Raw genomic sequence first — 18529 nt, forward strand, 5'->3', positions numbered from 1 at the left:
GCAGGTTTGTTTGCTGTAAAGCCCATATTATATTTATAAGCGGTAGTTTATTCTCCGTAGATTTCCTTGAGTTTCTCGCCAACCTTCTCACCGCGAAGATCCATGGCAACGATGATGCCGTTGGGGTCAACCAGTATGTTGGAAGGGATGCTTGCTACACCATAAACCTCACTTGCAGCACACTTCCAACCTTTGAGGTCGCTGATCTGTGGCCATTTCATACCGAGTTTCTGAATGCCTTCCACCCAAGCCTCTTTCTTTTGGTCGAAGGAAACACCCACGATCTCAAATCCTTTGTCGTGGTATTTCTCATAGTTGGCAACCAGATTAGGCATTTCCTGTCGGCAGGGACCGCACCATGAAGCCCAGAAATCCACTAATACATACTGACCTTTTCCTACCCATTGGCTCAATGGAGCATAGCGGTCGTCTGTGTCGTTCATCTGCAGATCAGTAAATTTCTTGCCAGGTGCTCTTTTCTCCATACCCGCCAAGAGTTTCTTGGGACGGTCGAGTTCCGGGCAGTTGTAGTAGGCAGCAGTAGGATCGAGAATACTCTTCAACTCATTATAGTCGAAGTCGTACATGGCGCTGAGGATGTATTTGGCAGGAATCGTATTGTTTTTATTGTCGCGGATGATGGTACGTACCAGTTTGAGTTGTACTCCGCTGAGTGAGTCCATCTGGTTTGACAACTGTACGATGCGTGCTTTAGTCTCCGGCAGTTCCCCTTTAGGGTCTTTCTCGCGTAGTGCACGATACTCTTTCATTACTTGTTCACCCTGTGCATCGATGGCATCCATCTGCACTTTATACACATCTTCCTGTGCGTATGCGCCCAGTGATATGGCCATTAGGGCCAAAGTTAAAATTTTCTTCATATTGTTTTTGTTTTACCGCTACAAAGATAGTGCAAACCGAGTGAAATACAAAGAAAAACCTTGTTTTTCTTTTATTTCCGAGGTGCCGCCTATCTTCAGCAAGCTTATCTCTGCTCACTTGGCTTAACGAAAACGTTGGATTTCTCCTTCGTTTTCTCGCCATGGCAGAATTAAAGCGAGCTTTATTCTGCTCATTTGGCTTAACGAAAACGTTGGATTTCTCCTTCGTTTTCTCGCCATGGCAGAATTAAAGCGAGCTTTATTTTGCTCATTTGGCTTAACGAAAACGTTGGATTTTTCCTTCGTTTTCTCGCCATGGCAGAATTAAAGCGAGCTTTATTCTGCTCATTTGGCTTAACGAAAACGTTGTTTTTTTTATATAGAGAAAAATGGTTGTTTTGGCACTTACCCAATCTTCATGCGAGTCCAAAGCCAATGGGGAATGAGGCGCCAAAAGAATACAAGGATGGCATAACGCCAGTCGATAACTTTGATAGCCTTTTCCCTTTCTATCGCATCGACAATGGCTTTTGCCACCCGATGGGCATCAAGCTGTAGGGGATAATGATTGCCAGCAATGAGGTCGGTCTTTACAAAACCCGGTCGGATGTCTGTGAACAGGATAGGCAGATGACGCATTCGCGCCTGTTGGGAGAGACATTCTATATAATGGTTTTGGAAACGCTTGGTAGAAGAATAGGCAGGGGCGGCTCCCAGTCCTTTGGTTCCTGCTATCGAGGTGATACAGGCGATGTGTCCTTTCTTATGGTTTCCTACCATCCACCGGTAGGCAGTAGCTACCATCCGCACAAAGCCCATACCATTGGTGGCTACGGTTTGCAGCTCCTTGTCAATATCGAGCGTGGTGTTCTGCCAACCGATACCCGAACTGTGGAAATAGAGATCCATGCCTCCCATCTCGCTGATCATCTCCTGCAGAAGGTCAGAGGCATCATCCTTGGTAATATCTATCTGTCGGAGACAAGCGATGCGACCTTCTGGCGCCTGACGTTGCACCTCTCTTAAAAGGTCTGTGCGCCGACCGGCAATGCCTACCAGCCATCCTTTTTCTGCCAGTTGTAAAGCCACTTCGCGTCCGATACCGGAGGTGGCTCCTATCACAATAGCTTTTTTATTCATACGCTCTACCAGTTGACCCATCGTTTCACATCGTATTTCTGTTGATAGTCTGCCGGCGCAATACGTATTGTGGTAGGTGTGTCGCTCTTGCCCAAGAGGAAACGTTCTATGAAGGCAACGACTTCCGGATATTGTGATTCGGGCAATTGGCAATGGTCATGTCCCGGTACGATGGAATAACCGATGCGGTCGGCAATACCGAAACGCTGCCAAACCTTGATGGCAGCTTCTGCAGAAACATACATGGAAGGATCAGCCAGCCATTCGTAGTCAGGATTGCCTAAAAGTAATACGGCACGTGGGCAGCACAGGGCAATGAGTTCGTGGTGGTCGTGAGGCAACAGATCTACACGTTCTTCAGCGAATGTTGTCTTCATTGATTCCAAAAACCAGTTGTAGTCTGTACGGTCGAGTGTTTCCACCTTACCTATGGTGCGCGATACACGCCATGACGCAGCACCTCCGCCTCCGGGTTCTTGTGCGATGATCAATGCCACGCGTTCGTCCATGGCTCCACAGAAGAGCGCCATTTTTCCAGCATACGAGCATCCTGTCACTCCGATATGCTTCATGTCGATGTGTGTTTGTTCTGGACCGAGTTTCTGTAGTCCGTCAAGCAGTCGGCTGAATCCCCATGCCCATTCACTATAGGCCCCATTGGCTGTTAGCGAAGGATAGAGTCGGTCGAATTGATACAGACCGCGCCTGTCGTGCTTCCCCCATTGGGTGTAGTTGTTCACCTGACTCTCTCTGAAGGTCATCAAGGCGATATTGCGCGCTGTGAAGAGTTGTGCATGAATAGAGTTGCGACTGGCTCCGATGATGAGCGGATAGGGTGCTTTACCACCTTTGGGATAAGTAATGACGGACGAGAGAGTCAGGGTCTGTCCGTCCACGTGTACATCGACGATAAGGGTGTCGCCGTTCATGCGGGCATCAATATCGTCCATGCTTACCGCAGGCTTCATGCCGATTTCATATTTCTGAATACTTGCCAACAGTTCGGCACGTCTCTGTGCCCATTGTCCGTAGCGTTTCACCTCTTTCTTTCCGTTGTCCATCAGAAAAGGATTGGGTAACAAGGGTTGTGCTGTCAATGTACGCTCTTTATAGTATGCTTTCTGCATAAGTGACAGATGCTGGTTTTCGTGGGCAAAGACCAGAGGCGGATTCTTCTTTTGAGCAAGGGCCTGTAGTGGAATAATGATGCTCAATGCCATGCCTATGGCGATAATCATAGGTAAGTGATGGCTTCTGTTTGTTTTCATCATCGTCAATATATTAATGTAGTTCGTGTATCGTCCGCATTTTACTGAGTTCTATCAGCTTTTCTGCATGACTATTATTGAGCGTTCCTTGGTTATATTTCTTTCGATTGTATTTCCACCAGTTCAAGATGTTGGCATACTCCTTGTTGCTTTTGGCGGGCATCTGATGATGCTCCATGACATAAGCTACTGCCAATTGATACATGGCATCCCATGATTCTTCTCTGTTTCTTGCCATAATATTTTATAGTTTTCTGCAAAGATACAAATACATATAAAAACATCCAAACATATTCTGATGATTTTTGTAGAATCGGGCAGATTGATGAATCTACTTGCGTTCGGAAAACCAAAAGAATTTTTTGGATTCCTTTTGCATTTCGCTCACTTATTCGTACCTTTGGTTCTACGAACCTTAGGTACTCACGTTCAGAAAACCAAAAGAATTTTTTGGATTTCTTTTGCTTTTCACTCACTTATTCGTACCTTTGCAGGCGCAAAACCTAGGGGTACTTGCTCAACCCCCTTTAACAAAACAAGAATATGAAACACGACAATCAAAAAGTCAGTGTGCTGTTTATGCTTTTCGGCATACTGTTCTGTGTCTGCCTCATTACGGCAAACGTATTGGAAACAAAGCAAATCTCATTTGGTTTCGTCAATGTGACGGCAGGTCTTATCGTATTCCCCGTGAGCTACATCATCAACGATGTGGTATGCGAGGTGTGGGGATACCGTCGCACACGTATGCTCATCTGGCTGGGCTTTGCCATGAACTTCCTCTTTGTGATGTTTGGAGCAATAGCCGACTGGATTCCCGGTGCCGATTATTGGAATGGCGACGAGGGATTCCATCAGATCTTCGGACTGGCCCCGCGTATCGTTGCCGCATCATTCGTGGCATTTCTCGCCGGTTCGTTTATCAATGCCTATGTGATGAGCCGCATGAAAATGATGACTGAAGGTAAGGGATTCTCGTTTCGCGCCATTGCCAGTACTGTGTTTGGCGAGTCTGCCGACTCGATTATCTTCTTCCCGCTCGCTCTTGGTGGTGTGATTCCCTGGGAGGAGATGCCGTCGCTCATCATTTCACAGGTGTGCATCAAGACACTCTACGAGATTATCGTTCTGCCTGTAACCATCCGCGTAGTGGCATTTACCAAGCGTCACGACCAGGAGGATGTCTATGACGAAGACATCAATTACAACATCTTTAAAATCTTTTCATTCTGATGGAAACAAGACAAGAAGACCATTTGCAGGCCTTGGGCCGCAAAACCGACTATCGCATGGATTATGCGCCAGAGGTGCTGGAGACCTTTGTCAACAAGCATCCGGGTAATGACTATTGGGTGCAGTTCAACTGTCCTGAGTTCACTTCACTCTGTCCTATCACAGGGCAGCCTGACTTCGCAGAGATTAAAATCATGTATATTCCAGCAGAAAAGATGGTGGAGAGCAAGAGTCTGAAACTCTATCTCTTTTCTTTTCGCAACCACGGCGATTTTCATGAAGACTGTGTGAATATCATCATGAAGGATCTCATCAAACTGATGGAGCCGAAGTATATCGAGGTGACTGGCATTTTCACTCCGCGTGGAGGTATCAGCATCTATCCTTATGCCAATTACGGACTGCCTGGCACAAAATATGAGCAAATGGCAGAGCACCGTATGATGCAGCACGGACTGTGATGCAGACAAGACCGGATAAAGGTCCAGTAGAACAAATAAGGTGGAAGAGTACTCTTCCACCTTATTTGTTATAGTACGGCTAACACTTAGTTGTTTTTCTTGCGATAGAAACTCCAGTCGCCATCGCTGAAGCGCAACACAAGTGTGTCTTTGGTGAGTTCTACGATGCGACAGGTGTCACGGTCAATCTTCTGCTTTGTACCTTTAGTGCCCGATGGCATTTCCATCGTCCCAGAAGCCATAATCAACTTACCGTTGAAAAGTCTCCACTCCGTGTATCGCTTGATTTCTGGATACACCACAGCACTCATCTCGTCGGTTGTCTGTTGGTGTTTCATGCCTCTGGTAGTCATACTGTATCCACGCTTAAACTGCAACACATACTCACGCGGTACGAGCAATGATTCTTTGACAGAATCGGGCATCTCTGCCATCATGCGCCGACGAAGACGACGCGACATCTTGTCATAGTCGCGCAGTTTGGGCTTGACCATGAAAGCCCATTGTCCTTTTAGGTCGTCGAGGTTGATGACTGTCAGCGCCTCTGCCTTGTCTTCAGGATTGAGAATCACAGCCAGTTCGTCACCGATAAACGGTTTGCCGAATATCTGTTTCTGCTGACTGGCATTGATGATGTCGAAGGTGTCAGGATCGGCACCGGTGTAGGGGAGAAGCACCAAGAGCGAATCGGTAGTACCGTCGCATGCCAGACCATATAGGGTTGAGTCGCCCGGTTGCCGTTTCAGATAGTTGTCAGTGGCTTTTTCGGCTTGCGGAGCCTCCTTTTTGCCACACGCAGCCAATAGAAGTAAGGCCGAGGCAATAGTCAGTATTGTCTTCGTCATAATCGGTATTTTTTAGTTTTCGATGCAAAAGTACAAAATATCTCCGATTTTTGGTGTAAGTATTGGTTTTTATTTGTACATTTGCAACGAAATAACTATAACTAACGAGATTATTAGCCTTATGAAGAAGAAAATCAGATTCAGTCTTGTCTATCGCGACATGTGGCAGTCGTCTGGCAAGTTTCAACCCCGCAAAGATCAGTTGGCACGTATTGCTCCGGTAATCATCGACATGGGATGTTTTGCTCGTGTGGAAACCAACGGCGGTGCTTTCGAGCAGGTGAACCTGTTGGCTGGCGAAAACCCTAACGAGGCCGTACGTGCTTTCTGTAAGCCTTTCAACGAAGTGGGCATACAGACTCACATGCTCGACCGTGGTCTTAATGCGTTGCGCATGTATCCTGTACCTGATGATGTGCGCCAACTGATGTATAAAGTGAAGAAGGCACAAGGTACAGATATTACCCGCATCTTCTGTGGACTCAACGATACCCGAAACATCATACCTTCTATTAAGTGGGCAAAAGAAGCAGGCATGATACCGCAGGCAACACTCTGCATCACCACATCGCCTATTCATACTGCAGAATACTACTCTGCCATTGCCGATGAGCTGATAGCTGCCGGTGCCGAGGAAATCTGTCTGAAGGATATGGCCGGTATAGGACAGCCTGCCCTGTTGGGTAAACTGACCAAGCTCATCAAGACCAACCACCCCGATATTATCATCCAGTATCATGGTCATTCCGGTCCAGGACTGTCAATGGCTTCTGTATTGGAAGTGTGCAACAACGGTGCCGATATTATTGATACGGCCATCGAACCGCTATCGTGGGGTAAAGTGCATCCCGATATCATCTCGGTACAGTCGATGCTGAAGAATGAAGGCTTCGATGTGCCCGAAATCAATATGAATGCCTACATGCAGGCACGTGCGCTCACTCAGGAGTTTATCGACGACTGGTTGGGATATTTCATCAATCCTGCCAACAAACTCATGTCGTCATTATTGCTCGGTTGCGGACTTCCTGGCGGTATGATGGGTTCTATGATGGCAGATCTGGGCGGCATCTACAATGCCATCAACAAGCTGCGTGTCAAGAAGGGCGAGGCAGAACTGTCGATGGACGATATGTTGGTGAAACTCTTCAACGAAGTGGAGTATGTATGGCCACGTGTAGGTTATCCTCCATTGGTGACACCATTCTCACAATACACCAAGAATATTGCCTTGATGAACCTGTTGACGATAGAGCAGGGCAAGGGACGCTATGTGATGATGGACGATGCCATGTGGGGCATGATACTCGGCAAGAGCGGAAAGATTCCTGGAGAGATCGCACCCGAACTGAAAGAACTCGCTGTCAAGCAGAAACGCGAATTTACCGATGTCGATCCACATACATTGCTTGACAATGCACTTGATGGATTCCGCAAGGAGATGAAAGACAATGGTTGGGAGTGCGGTCAGGACGATGAGGAACTCTTTGAATTGGCTATGCATCCCGAACAGTATCGTATCTATAAGAGCGGTATGGCAAAGAAGAATTTCCTTGCCGATTTGCAGAAAGCAAAGGATGCCAAACTCGGCACGAAGCTCTCTGTAGAAGAACTGGCTGCTTTCAAACATGCCAAGGCGGATGCGCTGACAGCTCCTGTGGCAGGTCAGGTATATTACGAATTCTCAGGCGAAGGAGCTTGCGAACCTTGTCTCGAACCGTTTGTCGGACAGCGCTACAAGGAGGGTGATACCTATTGTTATATACAAGCGCCATGGGGCGAAATCGTTCCTATTCCTGCTGCCCTTGGCGGTAAACTGGTAGAGGTGGCAGCCAAACAGGGTGCCAAGGTGCGCCGTGGCGACAACCTCGGTTGGATAGAACGAGACCAATGATAGACTATCAGACGATAATAGATAAGTATTATCCGCAAGACAATGCGTTGCGCCGTCTGTTGCTTAAGCATAGCAGGCAGGTGGCGCAACGCGCTTTGCAGATAGCGCAGCGGCATCCTGAACTGGGTGCTGACCGGCGCTTTTTGGAGGAGGGAGCTATGCTTCACGATATAGGGGTGTTCCGCTGTCATGCACCATCCATCTATTGTGAAGGTACTGAACCTTATCTGCGCCACGGACTTATCGGCGGACAATTGTTGCGCGAAGAAGGATACCCAGACCATGCGCGAGTTTGCGAGCGACATACCGGCACGGGACTCACTATTGAGGAAATCAACGAGCAGCACCTGCCGTTGCCTCCTGCCGATTATGTGCCAGAGACCATCGAAGAACAGATTATCTGCTATGCAGACAAGTTCTACTCCAAGTCGCACCCCGACCGGGTATCGACCGTAGATGACGTCATCGCATCGCTCATGAAGTTTGGTTCGAAAGGCGTAGAGAAATTCAAGAAATGGTCGGAAACCTTTGAATAGCGGTTTCCGACCATTTTCTTTACTATCCTCTCTATTGCAGTTATCCACAGATAGAGGATTGATTATTGGGAATTACTCCGAATTATTGAGGCATCTTAGGATATTTGCGTGTCCAACCATCCCAACGAAGGCGCATCACACCGAAGAAAGCCTCGCCGAAGATGCCACCCGACATCTTTGAAGTGCCTTCACGACGGTTGACAAAGATAACGGGAACCTCTTTGATTTTGAATCCTATCTTATAGGCGGTAAACTTCATTTCTATCTGGAAACCATACCCCTTGAAGCGGATTTTGTCCAGTTCGATAGTCTGTAGCACACGGCGCTTGTAGCATTTGAAACCTGCTGTGGTGTCATGAACGCTGAATCCTGTTACTATTCTTACATATTTCGATGCGAAATAACTCATCAGCACACGGCCGATGGGCCAGTTGACCACGTTGACACCGCTGACGTAACGACTGCCTATAGCCACATCGTATCCTTCATCGGCACATGCTGCATAGAGGCGAGGCAGGTCGTTAGGATCGTGACTGAAGTCAGCATCCATTTCAAACACATATTCATAGGCACGTTCCAATGCCCATTTGAATCCGGTGATATAGGCAGTTCCCAATCCCAGTTTGCCACTGCGCTCAACAATAAATAGTCTGTCGGCAAACTCTGTATCCATCAGATGGTGGACGATGGCAGCAGTACCATCAGGCGAACCGTCATCGATGATTAGGATATGGAAACACTTCTCCAGTGCAAAGACCGCACGGATAATCTTCTCGATATTCTCCTTCTCGTTGTAAGTAGGAATAATTACTATACTGTCGCTTTGATTCATACTTTTTTGTTTTATGCTACAAAGGTACGATTAAGCGAGCGAAATGCAAAAGAAAAACTCGTTTTTCTTTGCACTTCCGAGTGAAAGTACCTTGGGCCGACAGGTCAAAGGTACGATTAAGCGAGCGAAATGCAAAAGAAAAACGAGTTTTTCTTTTGCACTTCCGAGTGAAAGTATCTTGGGCCGACAGGTCAAAGGTACGATTAAGCGAGCAGAATACAAAAAGAAACACATAATTTTATTCGGAAAGAAGCTCCGCGCGGAATAGCAGAAGGTGATCCTCGCTTGGAATGGGTCACATTGGTTAAAACCTTGGTGGCGCAGTTGGGCATATTTGTAGCAAGAGATGAAGATGGAAAAGAGTATCTGCCTCATGTGGAATGTTATGTGGACGATTTTCGCGAAACAGATCATGAAGAGTTGTTGAATATTAATGTGCATAACATCAAGTCAATAGAGTATTCAAAGCTGCAAAATCCTGTTAAAAACCACCATTTTTGGGCTATTTTATTCATGAAATCCTCAGAAATCGAGCTCGACTCCCTTGTTTCGATGAATTTCCCTTTCCTTGGCGAACGAGGAAATGATGCGAAATAGTGATATCGCGAGTGCGTTTGGAAGGTAAACAAGTAAATTGAAGGGTGTTTTTCACATAAAACTGGGGATGAACATCAGACTAATGGCATGTAGAGTGGAAGTTAACGACCAACTTTCTTATGGAATCTTTGTATGATGGTTTTACTTTTGTCCTTTCAGGACGTACTGTTTTGTTTGTAACCGTGTCCGCAGGGTGTTACCCTGGGCTAAGGAAACCATTGGGCTTTCAGCCCGTCTCTGCTTGTATGAGGGAGTTATACTACGTAACTTTGTACTGTAAACTCGGTGTGTTCCGCAGATCCGTGATGCCATTGACCTGTTCACGTGACACCCAAAAGCCTCGGAAAAGAAGCGTGAATTTTAGCCAAGCGTTTCAGTTGTTTCAGTTTCAGTTGTGTTTCAGAGGGTCAGTTAAATTTCAAACCCGCTTTTTAAGACTTATAACTAACTAATAATCAATAATATATATATAGGAAGTGAAATAGGTACCCCTCAAAAAACAACTGAAACAACTGAAACTGAAACGCTTGTTCATAAAGGACATTCGTCTAAAAGGCTTATTCTCAACAACTTGCACACTTCTGTCCAGCAAATGCGATTCATGTAACATCAGGAAAACAAACATTCCAAAGCCGCAAACCCTTGATAGAAGCCAGACTTTTTGGGCGTTTTCGCTCTTGAAAGCATCAAAAATCGAGTTTGCCCCCCTTGTTCCGATGATTTCCACCTTCCATGCAAAACACAGAAAACGCACTCATTCATGCGTTCTGGATGCCCTTGAAATGGATTTTGGGACATACTGGACACTTTTTTACGACCCTGCCAGACTGCAAAAAATGGCGTTTTTTCAACTACAACTGAAACCATCTACTACGACTTTCAAACGCCTATTACACCCAATCGCTCATTAGGATTTTGGAGAGAATGCATAATCTACGGATTTCCATCTCCTTGGTGTCAAGGCCATATAACCTGGTTTCTGCCTTGTGAAGCAAGGTTATTCATGGGCATGCAAACATTTCATAATAAAAATGTCCTCGAATCGCAGGAAACGTATAGAAACGTATGATGGGCAAAACCGAATGTTGTATCTTTGCCCCGTGGTTCAAGAGAGAATCACTTTCGCACAAAACATTCCGTCCGCACACAGACATGGTCAACTCCTCAGTTAGTCACAAGTGACTCCACACTAAGTTCCAATATTGAGCGGACAATGATGGGACAAAGTTGGGAGAAACAAGGAACAGAACAGGAGAATACCACGATGTGGGAATGTGTAGAACGTTTTCGATAAGCCAGATGAGCAGAGTTAACTTTCCGTTTAAGTGAGCGAAAAATCAAACTCGCTTGAAGTTTTCCGAACGTGAGGAAAGTCAACGAAGTTAAGTTCACTTAAACTCTGCCATGGCTAGAAAAGGTGCCATGAAATGTAACCGAAAAAATATCACATCATGAAACAGCAAAACCCGAACAAATCCCGTTGACAACCCGAACACACAGGGAAGCAATAGTATGATTCGAAACTTGCAACGTTGCGTACGACAGCGCGCTATGCCTTACGAAGGAGGGAGTAAATGCCAATGCCCGATTGGAGTAAAACAGGCGGCTACTGTTGAGTCAGAGGCCTAAGTAGCTGAATCGCTTCTGCTACAGAGGGAACATTGGATATCAGCAATGAACGTTTGCCGTTGACATCGCGCAGTTGGCAGCGACGTGGATTGCCCACCGCAAAGTCTATAACACGCCCGAACGCTTCGCTTTGATAGTAGGGACTGTCGGCTTTGGAGACGAGATACATAGACATGCGGCCTTGTTTGAGAATGATTTTCTCGCAACCCAACAGGCAGGCGTAACGACGCAAAGTCACCACATGCATCAGTTCCAGAGCAGCAGGCGGCACAGGGCCAAAGCGATCTTCCATTCGACGACGGTAGGCTTCGAGTTGCTCGTCGGTCTGGAGATTGTCCAGTTCGCGATAGAGCAGCATGCGCTCGCTGTCGGATGGCACATACTGGTCGGGGAAATAGAGTTCGAGGTCGCTCTCCAGGGTGCAGTCGGAAACGTACGGTCCGTCGGTATTGATGGGTGTAGAGGCTTCTGCGTCTGCGACTTCGGCAAAGGTGGGCTCCTCGTTTTTCAGTTCTGTCATGGCTTGGGTCAGAATCTTCTGATAGGTCTCATAACCCAGATCGGCAATGAATCCGCTTTGTTCGGCGCCCAGCAGGTTGCCGGCACCTCGGATGTCAAGGTCTTGCATGGCAATCTGTATGCCGCTGCCAAGGTCGCTGAAATTCTCCAATGCCTCTAATCGGCGGCGACTCTCCTGAGGAAGGTCGGCAAGGGGAGGTGCAAGCAGATAGCAGAACGCCTTGCGATTGCCGCGTCCTACACGGCCTCGCATCTGATGGAGGTCTGACAAGCCGAAGTGGTTGGCACCATTGACGATGATGGTATTGGCATTGGGAATATCGATGCCGTTTTCAACAATGGTGGTTGAGAGGAGCACATCGTAGTCGTAGTTGGCAAAATCGAAGATGGCTTGTTCCAGTTCGTCGGGCTTCATCCTGCCGTGACCAATCACCACACGTGCATCAGGAATATAGGTGTGGATGAGGTCGGCAATGCGCTGTAGGTCGTTGATGCGCGGATTGACAAAATACACCTGACCGTTGCGCGACATCTCGAAATTGATGGCATCGGCAATGATTTCCGGTCCGAAGGTATGTATCTCGGTATGGATGGGATAGCGATTGGGTGGCGGGGTCTGGATGATGCTCAGGTCGCGGGCACCCAAAAGGGAGAACTGCAGTGTGCGCGGAATGGGTGTTGCTGTCATGGTCAACGTGTCGATATTGGTTTTCAACTGGCGCAATTTCTCCTTGGTGGATACTCCGAATTTCTGTTCTTCATCAATAATAAGGAGTCCAAGGTCATGAAACTTCACCGTCTTGCCGATGAGTTTGTGGGTGCCGATGATAATGTCTATCTTGCCTTCCTCCAAATCTTTCAGTATTGCCTTGGTCTGTTTGGCGGAACGGGCACGCGACAGATAATCCACACGGACTGGCAGATCCTTCAGACGGCCTTGGAAGGTCTGGAAATGTTGGTAAGCCAGTACAGTGGTAGGCACGAGTACAGCCACCTGCTTGGAGTCGCAGGCTGCCTTGAATGCAGCACGCACCGCCACCTCGGTCTTACCGAATCCCACGTCGCCACATACTAAACGGTCCATAGGACGTGCTTTTTCCATATCGGCCTTGATGTCGTTGGTGGCTTTCAACTGGTCGGGCGTATCTTCATAGAGAAACGACGCTTCGAGTTCGTGTTGCATGAAACAGTCGGCGCTGAAGGCAAATCCCTGCTCGCGTCGTCGGCGGGCATAGAGACGGATGAGGTCGCGGGCAATATCCTTCAACTTATTTTTGGTGCGCTCTTTCAGTCGTTCCCACTGTCCTGTGCCTAATTGCGAGAGGCGTGGCGGTTCACCGTTGTCCTGTGCTTTGTATTTGCTGACCTTATAGAGTGAGTGGATGGAGACATAGATAGCCCCGCCGCCGTTGTAGATTATCTTAATCATCTCTTGGTAGCCGTTGCCTTGTGGCATGCGTACCAAACCACCGAATTTGCCGATGCCATGATCTACATGGACCACGAAATCACCTACTTCAAACTGTTGAATCTCTTTCAACGTGAGCGAGACTTTTCCGCTGCGGGCCTTGTCGGAACGCAGACTGTATTTATGGAAACGGTCGAATATCTGGTGGTCGGTGAAGATGCAGAGTCGCAGGTCGTGGTCGATAAATCCCTCGTGGATGGTTTTTTCTACAGGGGTGAAGTGTAGGGCCTGTTTTGCCTCATCGGCAGAAAAAATGTCTTTCAGTCGTTGCAACTGCTTCACGCTGTCTGCCAGAACATAGATGCGATAACCTTTTGACAGATAATCGGTGAAACTTTGACGCAGCAGATCGAAATTCTTATGAAACAGCGGTTGCTGGAGTGTGTTGAAACGCAGGGTAGCCTGAGGCACACCTGTGGCATGTGCACCGATTTCTATGCGACGCAAACCGCTGATGGCTTCGGTGAATTGAGAGCCGCTGATGAGCTGAGTCTCCTTTCTCATCTGCTGCATCGTCTCTTGTTGCTCCATTTCGGTCTGTCCTTCCATGCGCTCGGTAAGAGCTTGCGATGAGAATCCTTCACGGTATGTGCGGTCGATGGAATCGTGAACAAAGAGTAAATCTTTTGTCACGAGCAAAGTCTCCTTTGACAGAAACGAAAAGAAAGGTACGCGTTCCTCTGATGTAACAGATAGTTCGGGAACAATCTGTATGCGGTCACGACGGTCGCGCGACAACTGATCGGTCACATCGAAAGTGCGGATAGAGTCGATGTCGTCACCGAAAAAGTCGATGCGGAATGGATATTCGCAACTGAAGCTATAGACATCGAGGATAGAACCGCGTAGGGCAAACTGGCCTGGCTCATAGACATAATCTACCTCATGAAACCCAAACTCACGCAGTTGTGTTACGATGATCGAAGTGTCAATATTCTGTCCATGCTCTAAGGATAAGGTTCGCTCGTCCATCTGACGACGTGAAATGACCAGTTCTGCCAATGCCTCAGGATAGCTGACGATGAGGTAACGCCCGTCTTTCATCATGCAACGGCTCAATACCTCGGTGCGGAGAATCTCGTTGGCAGCGTCTCGCTGTGCGTATTTGATGGCACGGCGATATGAGGAAGGGAAAAACAATACCTGTTCGTTGCCCAACATCTGTGTCAAGTCGTGATAGAAATAGCCTGCCTCTTCCTCGTCGTTGAGTATAAATAGCGCATTGGGCAACAGATTCTTCTGCGCCATAGTGGCAAACAGTACTGATGCGGCAGAGCCAGTCAGTCCTTCTAAAAACAAGGTTTTGATTTTCTTGTCAGACAGACTTTTTGCCGTAGCCCCCACTTGTGGAGCAACGGAAAGGAGTTCGATGAGGTCTTCTATCTTCAGTGTTGTCATTACTTTCAGGGATTGTAGGCTTCGTGAAGCCGAAAACAATGCAAAAGTAATAAAAAAAAGGCAACTGGAGAAGTAACCTGCAATGTAAATGAAAATAAAGTGCGTTTCGCTTTGTAGTTTAAGTCTTTTTTGCTAATTTTGCATCGCATTTTGCTTTTCCTTTAGGAAAAAGCATAGTTGCGCTGACTCAAACAAGAGGAATAAAAAGTAATCAGATAAATATGAATTTTCAAGTAACGAGCATGAAAACAATGGCAGGCTTGAAGCGCAATATGGTGGTTGCGCTCATGATGCTGTCTTCGTTGACGGTTGCCGCACAGAGCGGAATGACCGACACGCAAGTGATGCAGTTTGTGGCAAGGGAGGCGAAAGCCGGAACGTCACAGTCGCAGATTGTCACCAAGTTGATGCAACGTGGAGTGAAGATCGATCAGATCAGACGTGTGCGCAACCAGTATGATAAACAGATCAGAAGCCACAATATGAGTGCTGCGGCTGATGCTGCTGTCGGTGATGCAAGCAACCGCATGCGGCATAGTGCATCGCAACAGCAGGAACTGGAGAACGGCAAGGTTAATACAGCTTCTGAGAATGCTAACGATGCCAGTGAAGACCATCAGTTGGCAGAGCAGGAAGTAATGGCTACCCAAGGACATTCTGCCGCGACTAATGGCAAGAAAGTGTTTGGACGTGACATCTTCAACCAACGCGCCCTTTCATTCGAACCCAATATGAATATCGCCACACCGCAGACCTATGTGCTCGGTCCTGGTGACCAAGTGGTCATCGATGTTTATGGCGCTTCGCAGAATACACACCAACTGACCATATCGCCAGAGGGAACGGTGACGGTTCCTGGATACGGACCGATTTATGTGAGCGGAATGACGGTGGCTGCTGCCAACGGAAAAATTCGTTCTACACTCGGATCACGCTATGCCAGCAGTAAGGTGAAGCTCTCTGTGGGACAAACACGCACCATCATGATCAATGTGATGGGTGAGGTGAGGACACCGGGTACCTATACCCTCAGCGCTTTCTCTACTGTTTTCCATGCCCTCTACAGAGCTGGCGGTATCAACGATATCGGTACACTACGTAATGTGAAGGTCTATCGTAATGGAAAACTGATTACCGTGGTGGATATCTATGAATATATTCTCAACGGCAGATTGGCGGGTAATGTTCGTCTGCAGGACGGTGATGTGGTACAGGTAGGACCTTACGATTGTTTGGTTGGTGTCACGGGTAATGTGAAGCGCCCGATGTTCTACGAAATGCGAAAGAACGAGAGCGTGGCAACTTTGTTGAAATATGCTGGAGGATTTACCGGAGATGCCTATAAGAAGGCTGTCAGACTGGTGCGTCAGACCGGTGAACGCTATTCGGTATTTAATGTCGATGAGTTTGATATGTCATCATTCAAAGTTGATGACGGCGATGCAGTAACCGTAGATGGTATGCTCAACCGCTATGAGAATATGGTTGAGGTGAAAGGTGCCATATTCCGCCCCGGACAGTATCGGTTGGGTGGTGAGGTTACTTCTGTGAGAGGACTGATAGAGCGTGCAGAAGGCGTTACCGAAGATGCCTTTACTGCTCACGCTGTATTGCATCGCATGAAGGCTGACCGCAGTCTTGAAGTGGTCTCGGTTGATGTACAAGGTATTTTGGCAGGTACTGTGCCCGATATTCCATTGAAGAATGAAGACGTGCTCTTTATTCCAACACAGGCAGAACTGCGTTCAGAGCGTACTTATACGATTACTGGTGAGGTGATGTCACCAGGAACTTACGAATATGCCGACAATACCTCGGTAGAGGACCTCATCATGCAAGCAGGTGGTCTGACAGACGCTGCAAGTACTGCAAAGGTTGATGTGTCGCGTCGTATTCGTGACCCCAAGGCCACCACAACCACACGAGAGATTGCACAGACATTCTCGTTTGCCCTGAAAGACGGATTCGTGGTCGATGGTAATAAGGGATTTGTATTGCAACCCTATGATGTGGTACACGTGCGCCGTAGTCCTGGTTATGTGACACCACAGAACGTTACTATCAAGGGCGAGGTGAACTTCCCTGGCGTGCAGACGATGAACATGAAAAACATGCGACTGAGTGATGTCCTGGCCATGGCTGGAGGTGTGACCGAGAATGCCTATATGCGTGGTGCACGATTGGTACGTGTGAAAACGCAAGAGGAAAAAGAGCGCACTAAAGATGTGCTGACTGCACTCAAAAGAAATCTGAGTGAGCGCGACTCAATTGCTATGGAAAACTTGGATTTGGATAATACCTACGTAGTGGGTATTGAACTCGATAAGGCCATGGCTGATAAAGGTGGTGAATACGACATCATTCTGCGTGAAGGCGACGTTATCACAGTACCAGAGTATAATGCTACGGTCAAAGTGTCGGGTGACGTGATGTTCCCCAATACTGTTTCATTTGTGGGTGACAAAGGTTATAAGTGGTATGTTAACAAGGCAGGTGGCTTCGGACTGCGTGCCAAGAAGCATAAGACCTTTGTCGTTTATACCAACGGAACTGTGGCACAGGTTGGACATGGCGCAAAAATAGAGCCGGGCTGTGAAATCGTAGTGCCAAGCAAACGTAAGCGTGAAGGATTGAACTTCGCACAAATGCTTTCTGCAGGAACCAGCTTAGCAAGTTTGGCAGCTGTGATTGCCTCTATCGTCTCTATCACTAAATAATGAAAGGTATGACTATGGATGAGAATAACAAGATGAATCAGGTGGAGGAAGAAAGCTCCATCGACTATGCTGCCCTGTGGGCTGCTGTCAAGCGTCGCAAACATCTCTATGTCATTGTGCTGCCTGTGGCTTTCGTTCTGGCTTGTATCTATGCCTTGGGACTGCCCAACTATTATAATGTACAGGTGAAACTGTCACCAGAACTGTCGTCGAAGAGTAGTACCAGTTCGCTTAGCGCTCTGGCAAGTCAGTTTGGCGTCAATCTCGGAGGTCGTGCAGCTACAGAGGCACTCTTTCCTACGCTCTATCCTGACTTGATGAACTCGGTTGATTTCAAAACCAGCCTCTTTCCTGTAAAGGTGAAGCGTGAAGAAGATAAGAAGGTGATGACCTACTACGACTATCTGCTCAACGAACAGAAAACACCATGGTGGTCGGGAGCTGTCAAGGGGCTGATGAGTATCTTCGGCAGTAAAGAGAAAGAGAAGAATCTTAAGGTGGATCCGTTCCGCCTGACCAAGACACAGACTGCAATTGCGCAGGTGATAGATAAGAAGGTTGTGTGTGATGTGGATAAGAAAACAATGGTCATCACTATCGATGTAACTGACCAGGATCCGCTTATTGCTGCCACCATGGCTGATTCGGTGAAAGTGCGTCTGCAAGACTTTATCACAGAGTATCGTACCAAGAAAGCGCGTCATGATTTGGCTTATACACAAAAACTCTATAAAGAGGCTAAGGAACGCTATACTCGCGCACGACAGAACTATGCTTCGTTCTCGGATGCCAACCAGGATTTGATTCTTGAGAGTGTACGTAGCAAACAGACCGATCTTGAAAACGAGATGCAACTGCAGTTTAATGCCTATAACACACTGGCTCAACAGATGCAGATGGCTGAGGCCAAAGTGCAAGAGGATACTCCTGCCTTTACAACCCTGCAGAGTGCTACGGTTCCTGTGAAGAAGGCTGGTCCTGTTCGTTCCAAAATGGTACTGATGTTCCTCTTCCTCGTGTTTATCGGAACAACAGCCTATATCCTCTATAAAGAGGGTGAACTGAAAAAACTGATTGGTATAGGATAATACCTATATTATATAAATGAAGA

The 18529-nt window shown here is 47.4% G+C and carries 14 protein-coding genes; 7 read left to right on the top strand and 7 right to left on the bottom strand.

The genetic code is table 11. The features are described 5' to 3' along the window. Positions 1 to 47 precede the first annotated feature (47 nt). The 4 genes from CIK90_RS04910 to CIK90_RS04925 all read right to left on the bottom strand — a co-directional run bounded on the left by CIK90_RS04910 (position 48) and on the right by CIK90_RS04925 (position 3527). Positions 48 to 881, bottom strand: a complete 834-nt coding sequence (locus CIK90_RS04910; RefSeq protein ID WP_094390886.1) for a TlpA disulfide reductase family protein — start codon at positions 879 to 881, stop codon at positions 48 to 50. Positions 882 to 1286: 405 nt separating this feature from the next. Further along, positions 1287 to 2042 carry an SDR family oxidoreductase gene (locus tag CIK90_RS04915; RefSeq protein ID WP_254046279.1) on the bottom strand — a complete coding sequence of 252 codons (756 nt, stop codon included), beginning with the start codon at positions 2040 to 2042 and terminating at the stop codon, positions 1287 to 1289. Continuing rightward, entirely contained in the window at positions 2027 to 3292 is a 1266-nt protein-coding gene (locus tag CIK90_RS04920) for a S9 family peptidase (RefSeq protein ID WP_254046280.1), read from the bottom strand. Before CIK90_RS04920 ends, CIK90_RS04915 begins: the two co-directional genes overlap by 16 nt. Positions 3293 to 3302: 10 nt before the next feature. Beyond that, the gene (locus CIK90_RS04925; RefSeq protein WP_094390887.1) at positions 3303 to 3527 is read right to left on the bottom strand and encodes a helicase associated domain-containing protein; all 225 of its coding nucleotides are present in this window, start codon (positions 3525 to 3527) and stop codon (positions 3303 to 3305) included. Positions 3528 to 3832: 305 nt separating this feature from the next. Between CIK90_RS04925 and CIK90_RS04935 the strand changes: the two genes are divergently transcribed. Then, positions 3833 to 4522, top strand: coding sequence for a queuosine precursor transporter (locus CIK90_RS04935; RefSeq protein ID WP_094390888.1), 690 nt, complete (start codon positions 3833 to 3835; stop codon positions 4520 to 4522). Further along, positions 4522 to 4983 (top strand): preQ(1) synthase, encoded by a 462-nt coding sequence (queF, locus tag CIK90_RS04940; protein ID WP_094390889.1) that lies wholly within the window; start codon positions 4522 to 4524, stop codon positions 4981 to 4983. Before CIK90_RS04935 ends, queF begins: the two co-directional genes overlap by 1 nt. An 86-nt stretch (positions 4984 to 5069) precedes the next feature. On the opposite strand, the gene CIK90_RS04945 is transcribed toward queF, so the two are convergent. Then, a complete protein-coding gene (locus CIK90_RS04945) occupies positions 5070 to 5828 on the bottom strand; it encodes a hypothetical protein (protein ID WP_094390890.1) in 759 nt (252 codons plus the stop codon). 121 nt (positions 5829 to 5949) lie between these two features. Between CIK90_RS04945 and CIK90_RS04950 the strand changes: the two genes are divergently transcribed. Together CIK90_RS04950 and CIK90_RS04955 are read left to right on the top strand one after the other, a co-directional pair. After that, a complete protein-coding gene (locus tag CIK90_RS04950; RefSeq protein WP_094390891.1) occupies positions 5950 to 7722 on the top strand; it encodes an oxaloacetate decarboxylase in 1773 nt (590 codons plus the stop codon). Continuing rightward, positions 7722 to 8258: an HD domain-containing protein gene (locus CIK90_RS04955; protein WP_094390902.1), complete on the top strand. Its 537-nt coding sequence runs from the start codon at positions 7722 to 7724 to the stop codon at positions 8256 to 8258. The genes CIK90_RS04950 and CIK90_RS04955 overlap by 1 nt, the downstream gene beginning before the upstream one ends. A gap of 82 nt (positions 8259 to 8340) precedes the next feature. Here the strand turns inward: CIK90_RS04955 and CIK90_RS04960 are convergent, their stop codons facing one another. Further along, complete coding sequence (locus CIK90_RS04960) at positions 8341 to 9090, bottom strand: polyprenol monophosphomannose synthase (RefSeq protein ID WP_094390892.1); 750 nt, start codon at positions 9088 to 9090, stop codon at positions 8341 to 8343. A gap of 285 nt (positions 9091 to 9375) precedes the next feature. On the opposite strand from CIK90_RS04960, the gene CIK90_RS04970 reads away from it, so the two are divergent. After that, on the top strand, positions 9376 to 9687 hold the full coding sequence (locus tag CIK90_RS04970) for a hypothetical protein (protein ID WP_094464493.1): 312 nt from the start codon (positions 9376 to 9378) through the stop codon (positions 9685 to 9687). 1606 nt (positions 9688 to 11293) lie between these two features. Here CIK90_RS04970 and mfd read toward each other — a convergent pair. Then, a complete protein-coding gene (gene mfd / locus CIK90_RS04980) occupies positions 11294 to 14692 on the bottom strand; it encodes a transcription-repair coupling factor (RefSeq protein WP_371595931.1) in 3399 nt (1132 codons plus the stop codon). 281 nt (positions 14693 to 14973) lie between these two features. On the opposite strand from mfd, the gene CIK90_RS04985 reads away from it, so the two are divergent. Both CIK90_RS04985 and CIK90_RS04990 read left to right on the top strand, forming a co-directional pair. Next, positions 14974 to 17418: an SLBB domain-containing protein gene (locus tag CIK90_RS04985; RefSeq protein WP_254046283.1), complete on the top strand. Its 2445-nt coding sequence runs from the start codon at positions 14974 to 14976 to the stop codon at positions 17416 to 17418. A gap of 14 nt (positions 17419 to 17432) precedes the next feature. Beyond that, entirely contained in the window at positions 17433 to 18506 is a 1074-nt protein-coding gene (locus tag CIK90_RS04990) for a chain-length determining protein (RefSeq protein WP_094464499.1), read from the top strand. Positions 18507 to 18529: the final 23 nt, after the last annotated feature.

The sequence above is a fragment of the Prevotella sp. P5-126 genome (assembly GCF_002251185.1).
GTDB lineage: Bacteria > Bacteroidota > Bacteroidia > Bacteroidales > Bacteroidaceae > Prevotella.

Bases quoted from the DNA above. Each gene is read 5' to 3' on its own strand.
- CIK90_RS04910 (WP_094390886.1), bottom strand. From the start codon at position 881: ATGAAGAAAATTTTAACTTTGGCCCTAATGGCCATATCACTGGGCGCA.
- CIK90_RS04915 (WP_254046279.1), bottom strand. From the start codon at position 2,042: ATGGGTCAACTGGTAGAGCGTATGAATAAAAAAGCTATTGTGATAGGA.
- CIK90_RS04920 (WP_254046280.1), bottom strand. From the start codon at position 3,292: ATGATGAAAACAAACAGAAGCCATCACTTACCTATGATTATCGCCATA.
- CIK90_RS04925 (WP_094390887.1), bottom strand. From the start codon at position 3,527: ATGGCAAGAAACAGAGAAGAATCATGGGATGCCATGTATCAATTGGCA.
- CIK90_RS04935 (WP_094390888.1), top strand. From the start codon at position 3,833: ATGAAACACGACAATCAAAAAGTCAGTGTGCTGTTTATGCTTTTCGGC.
- queF (WP_094390889.1), top strand. From the start codon at position 4,522: ATGGAAACAAGACAAGAAGACCATTTGCAGGCCTTGGGCCGCAAAACC.
- CIK90_RS04945 (WP_094390890.1), bottom strand. From the start codon at position 5,828: ATGACGAAGACAATACTGACTATTGCCTCGGCCTTACTTCTATTGGCT.
- CIK90_RS04950 (WP_094390891.1), top strand. From the start codon at position 5,950: ATGAAGAAGAAAATCAGATTCAGTCTTGTCTATCGCGACATGTGGCAG.
- CIK90_RS04960 (WP_094390892.1), bottom strand. From the start codon at position 9,090: ATGAATCAAAGCGACAGTATAGTAATTATTCCTACTTACAACGAGAAG.
- CIK90_RS04985 (WP_254046283.1), top strand. From the start codon at position 14,974: ATGGTGGTTGCGCTCATGATGCTGTCTTCGTTGACGGTTGCCGCACAG.
- CIK90_RS04990 (WP_094464499.1), top strand. From the start codon at position 17,433: ATGGATGAGAATAACAAGATGAATCAGGTGGAGGAAGAAAGCTCCATC.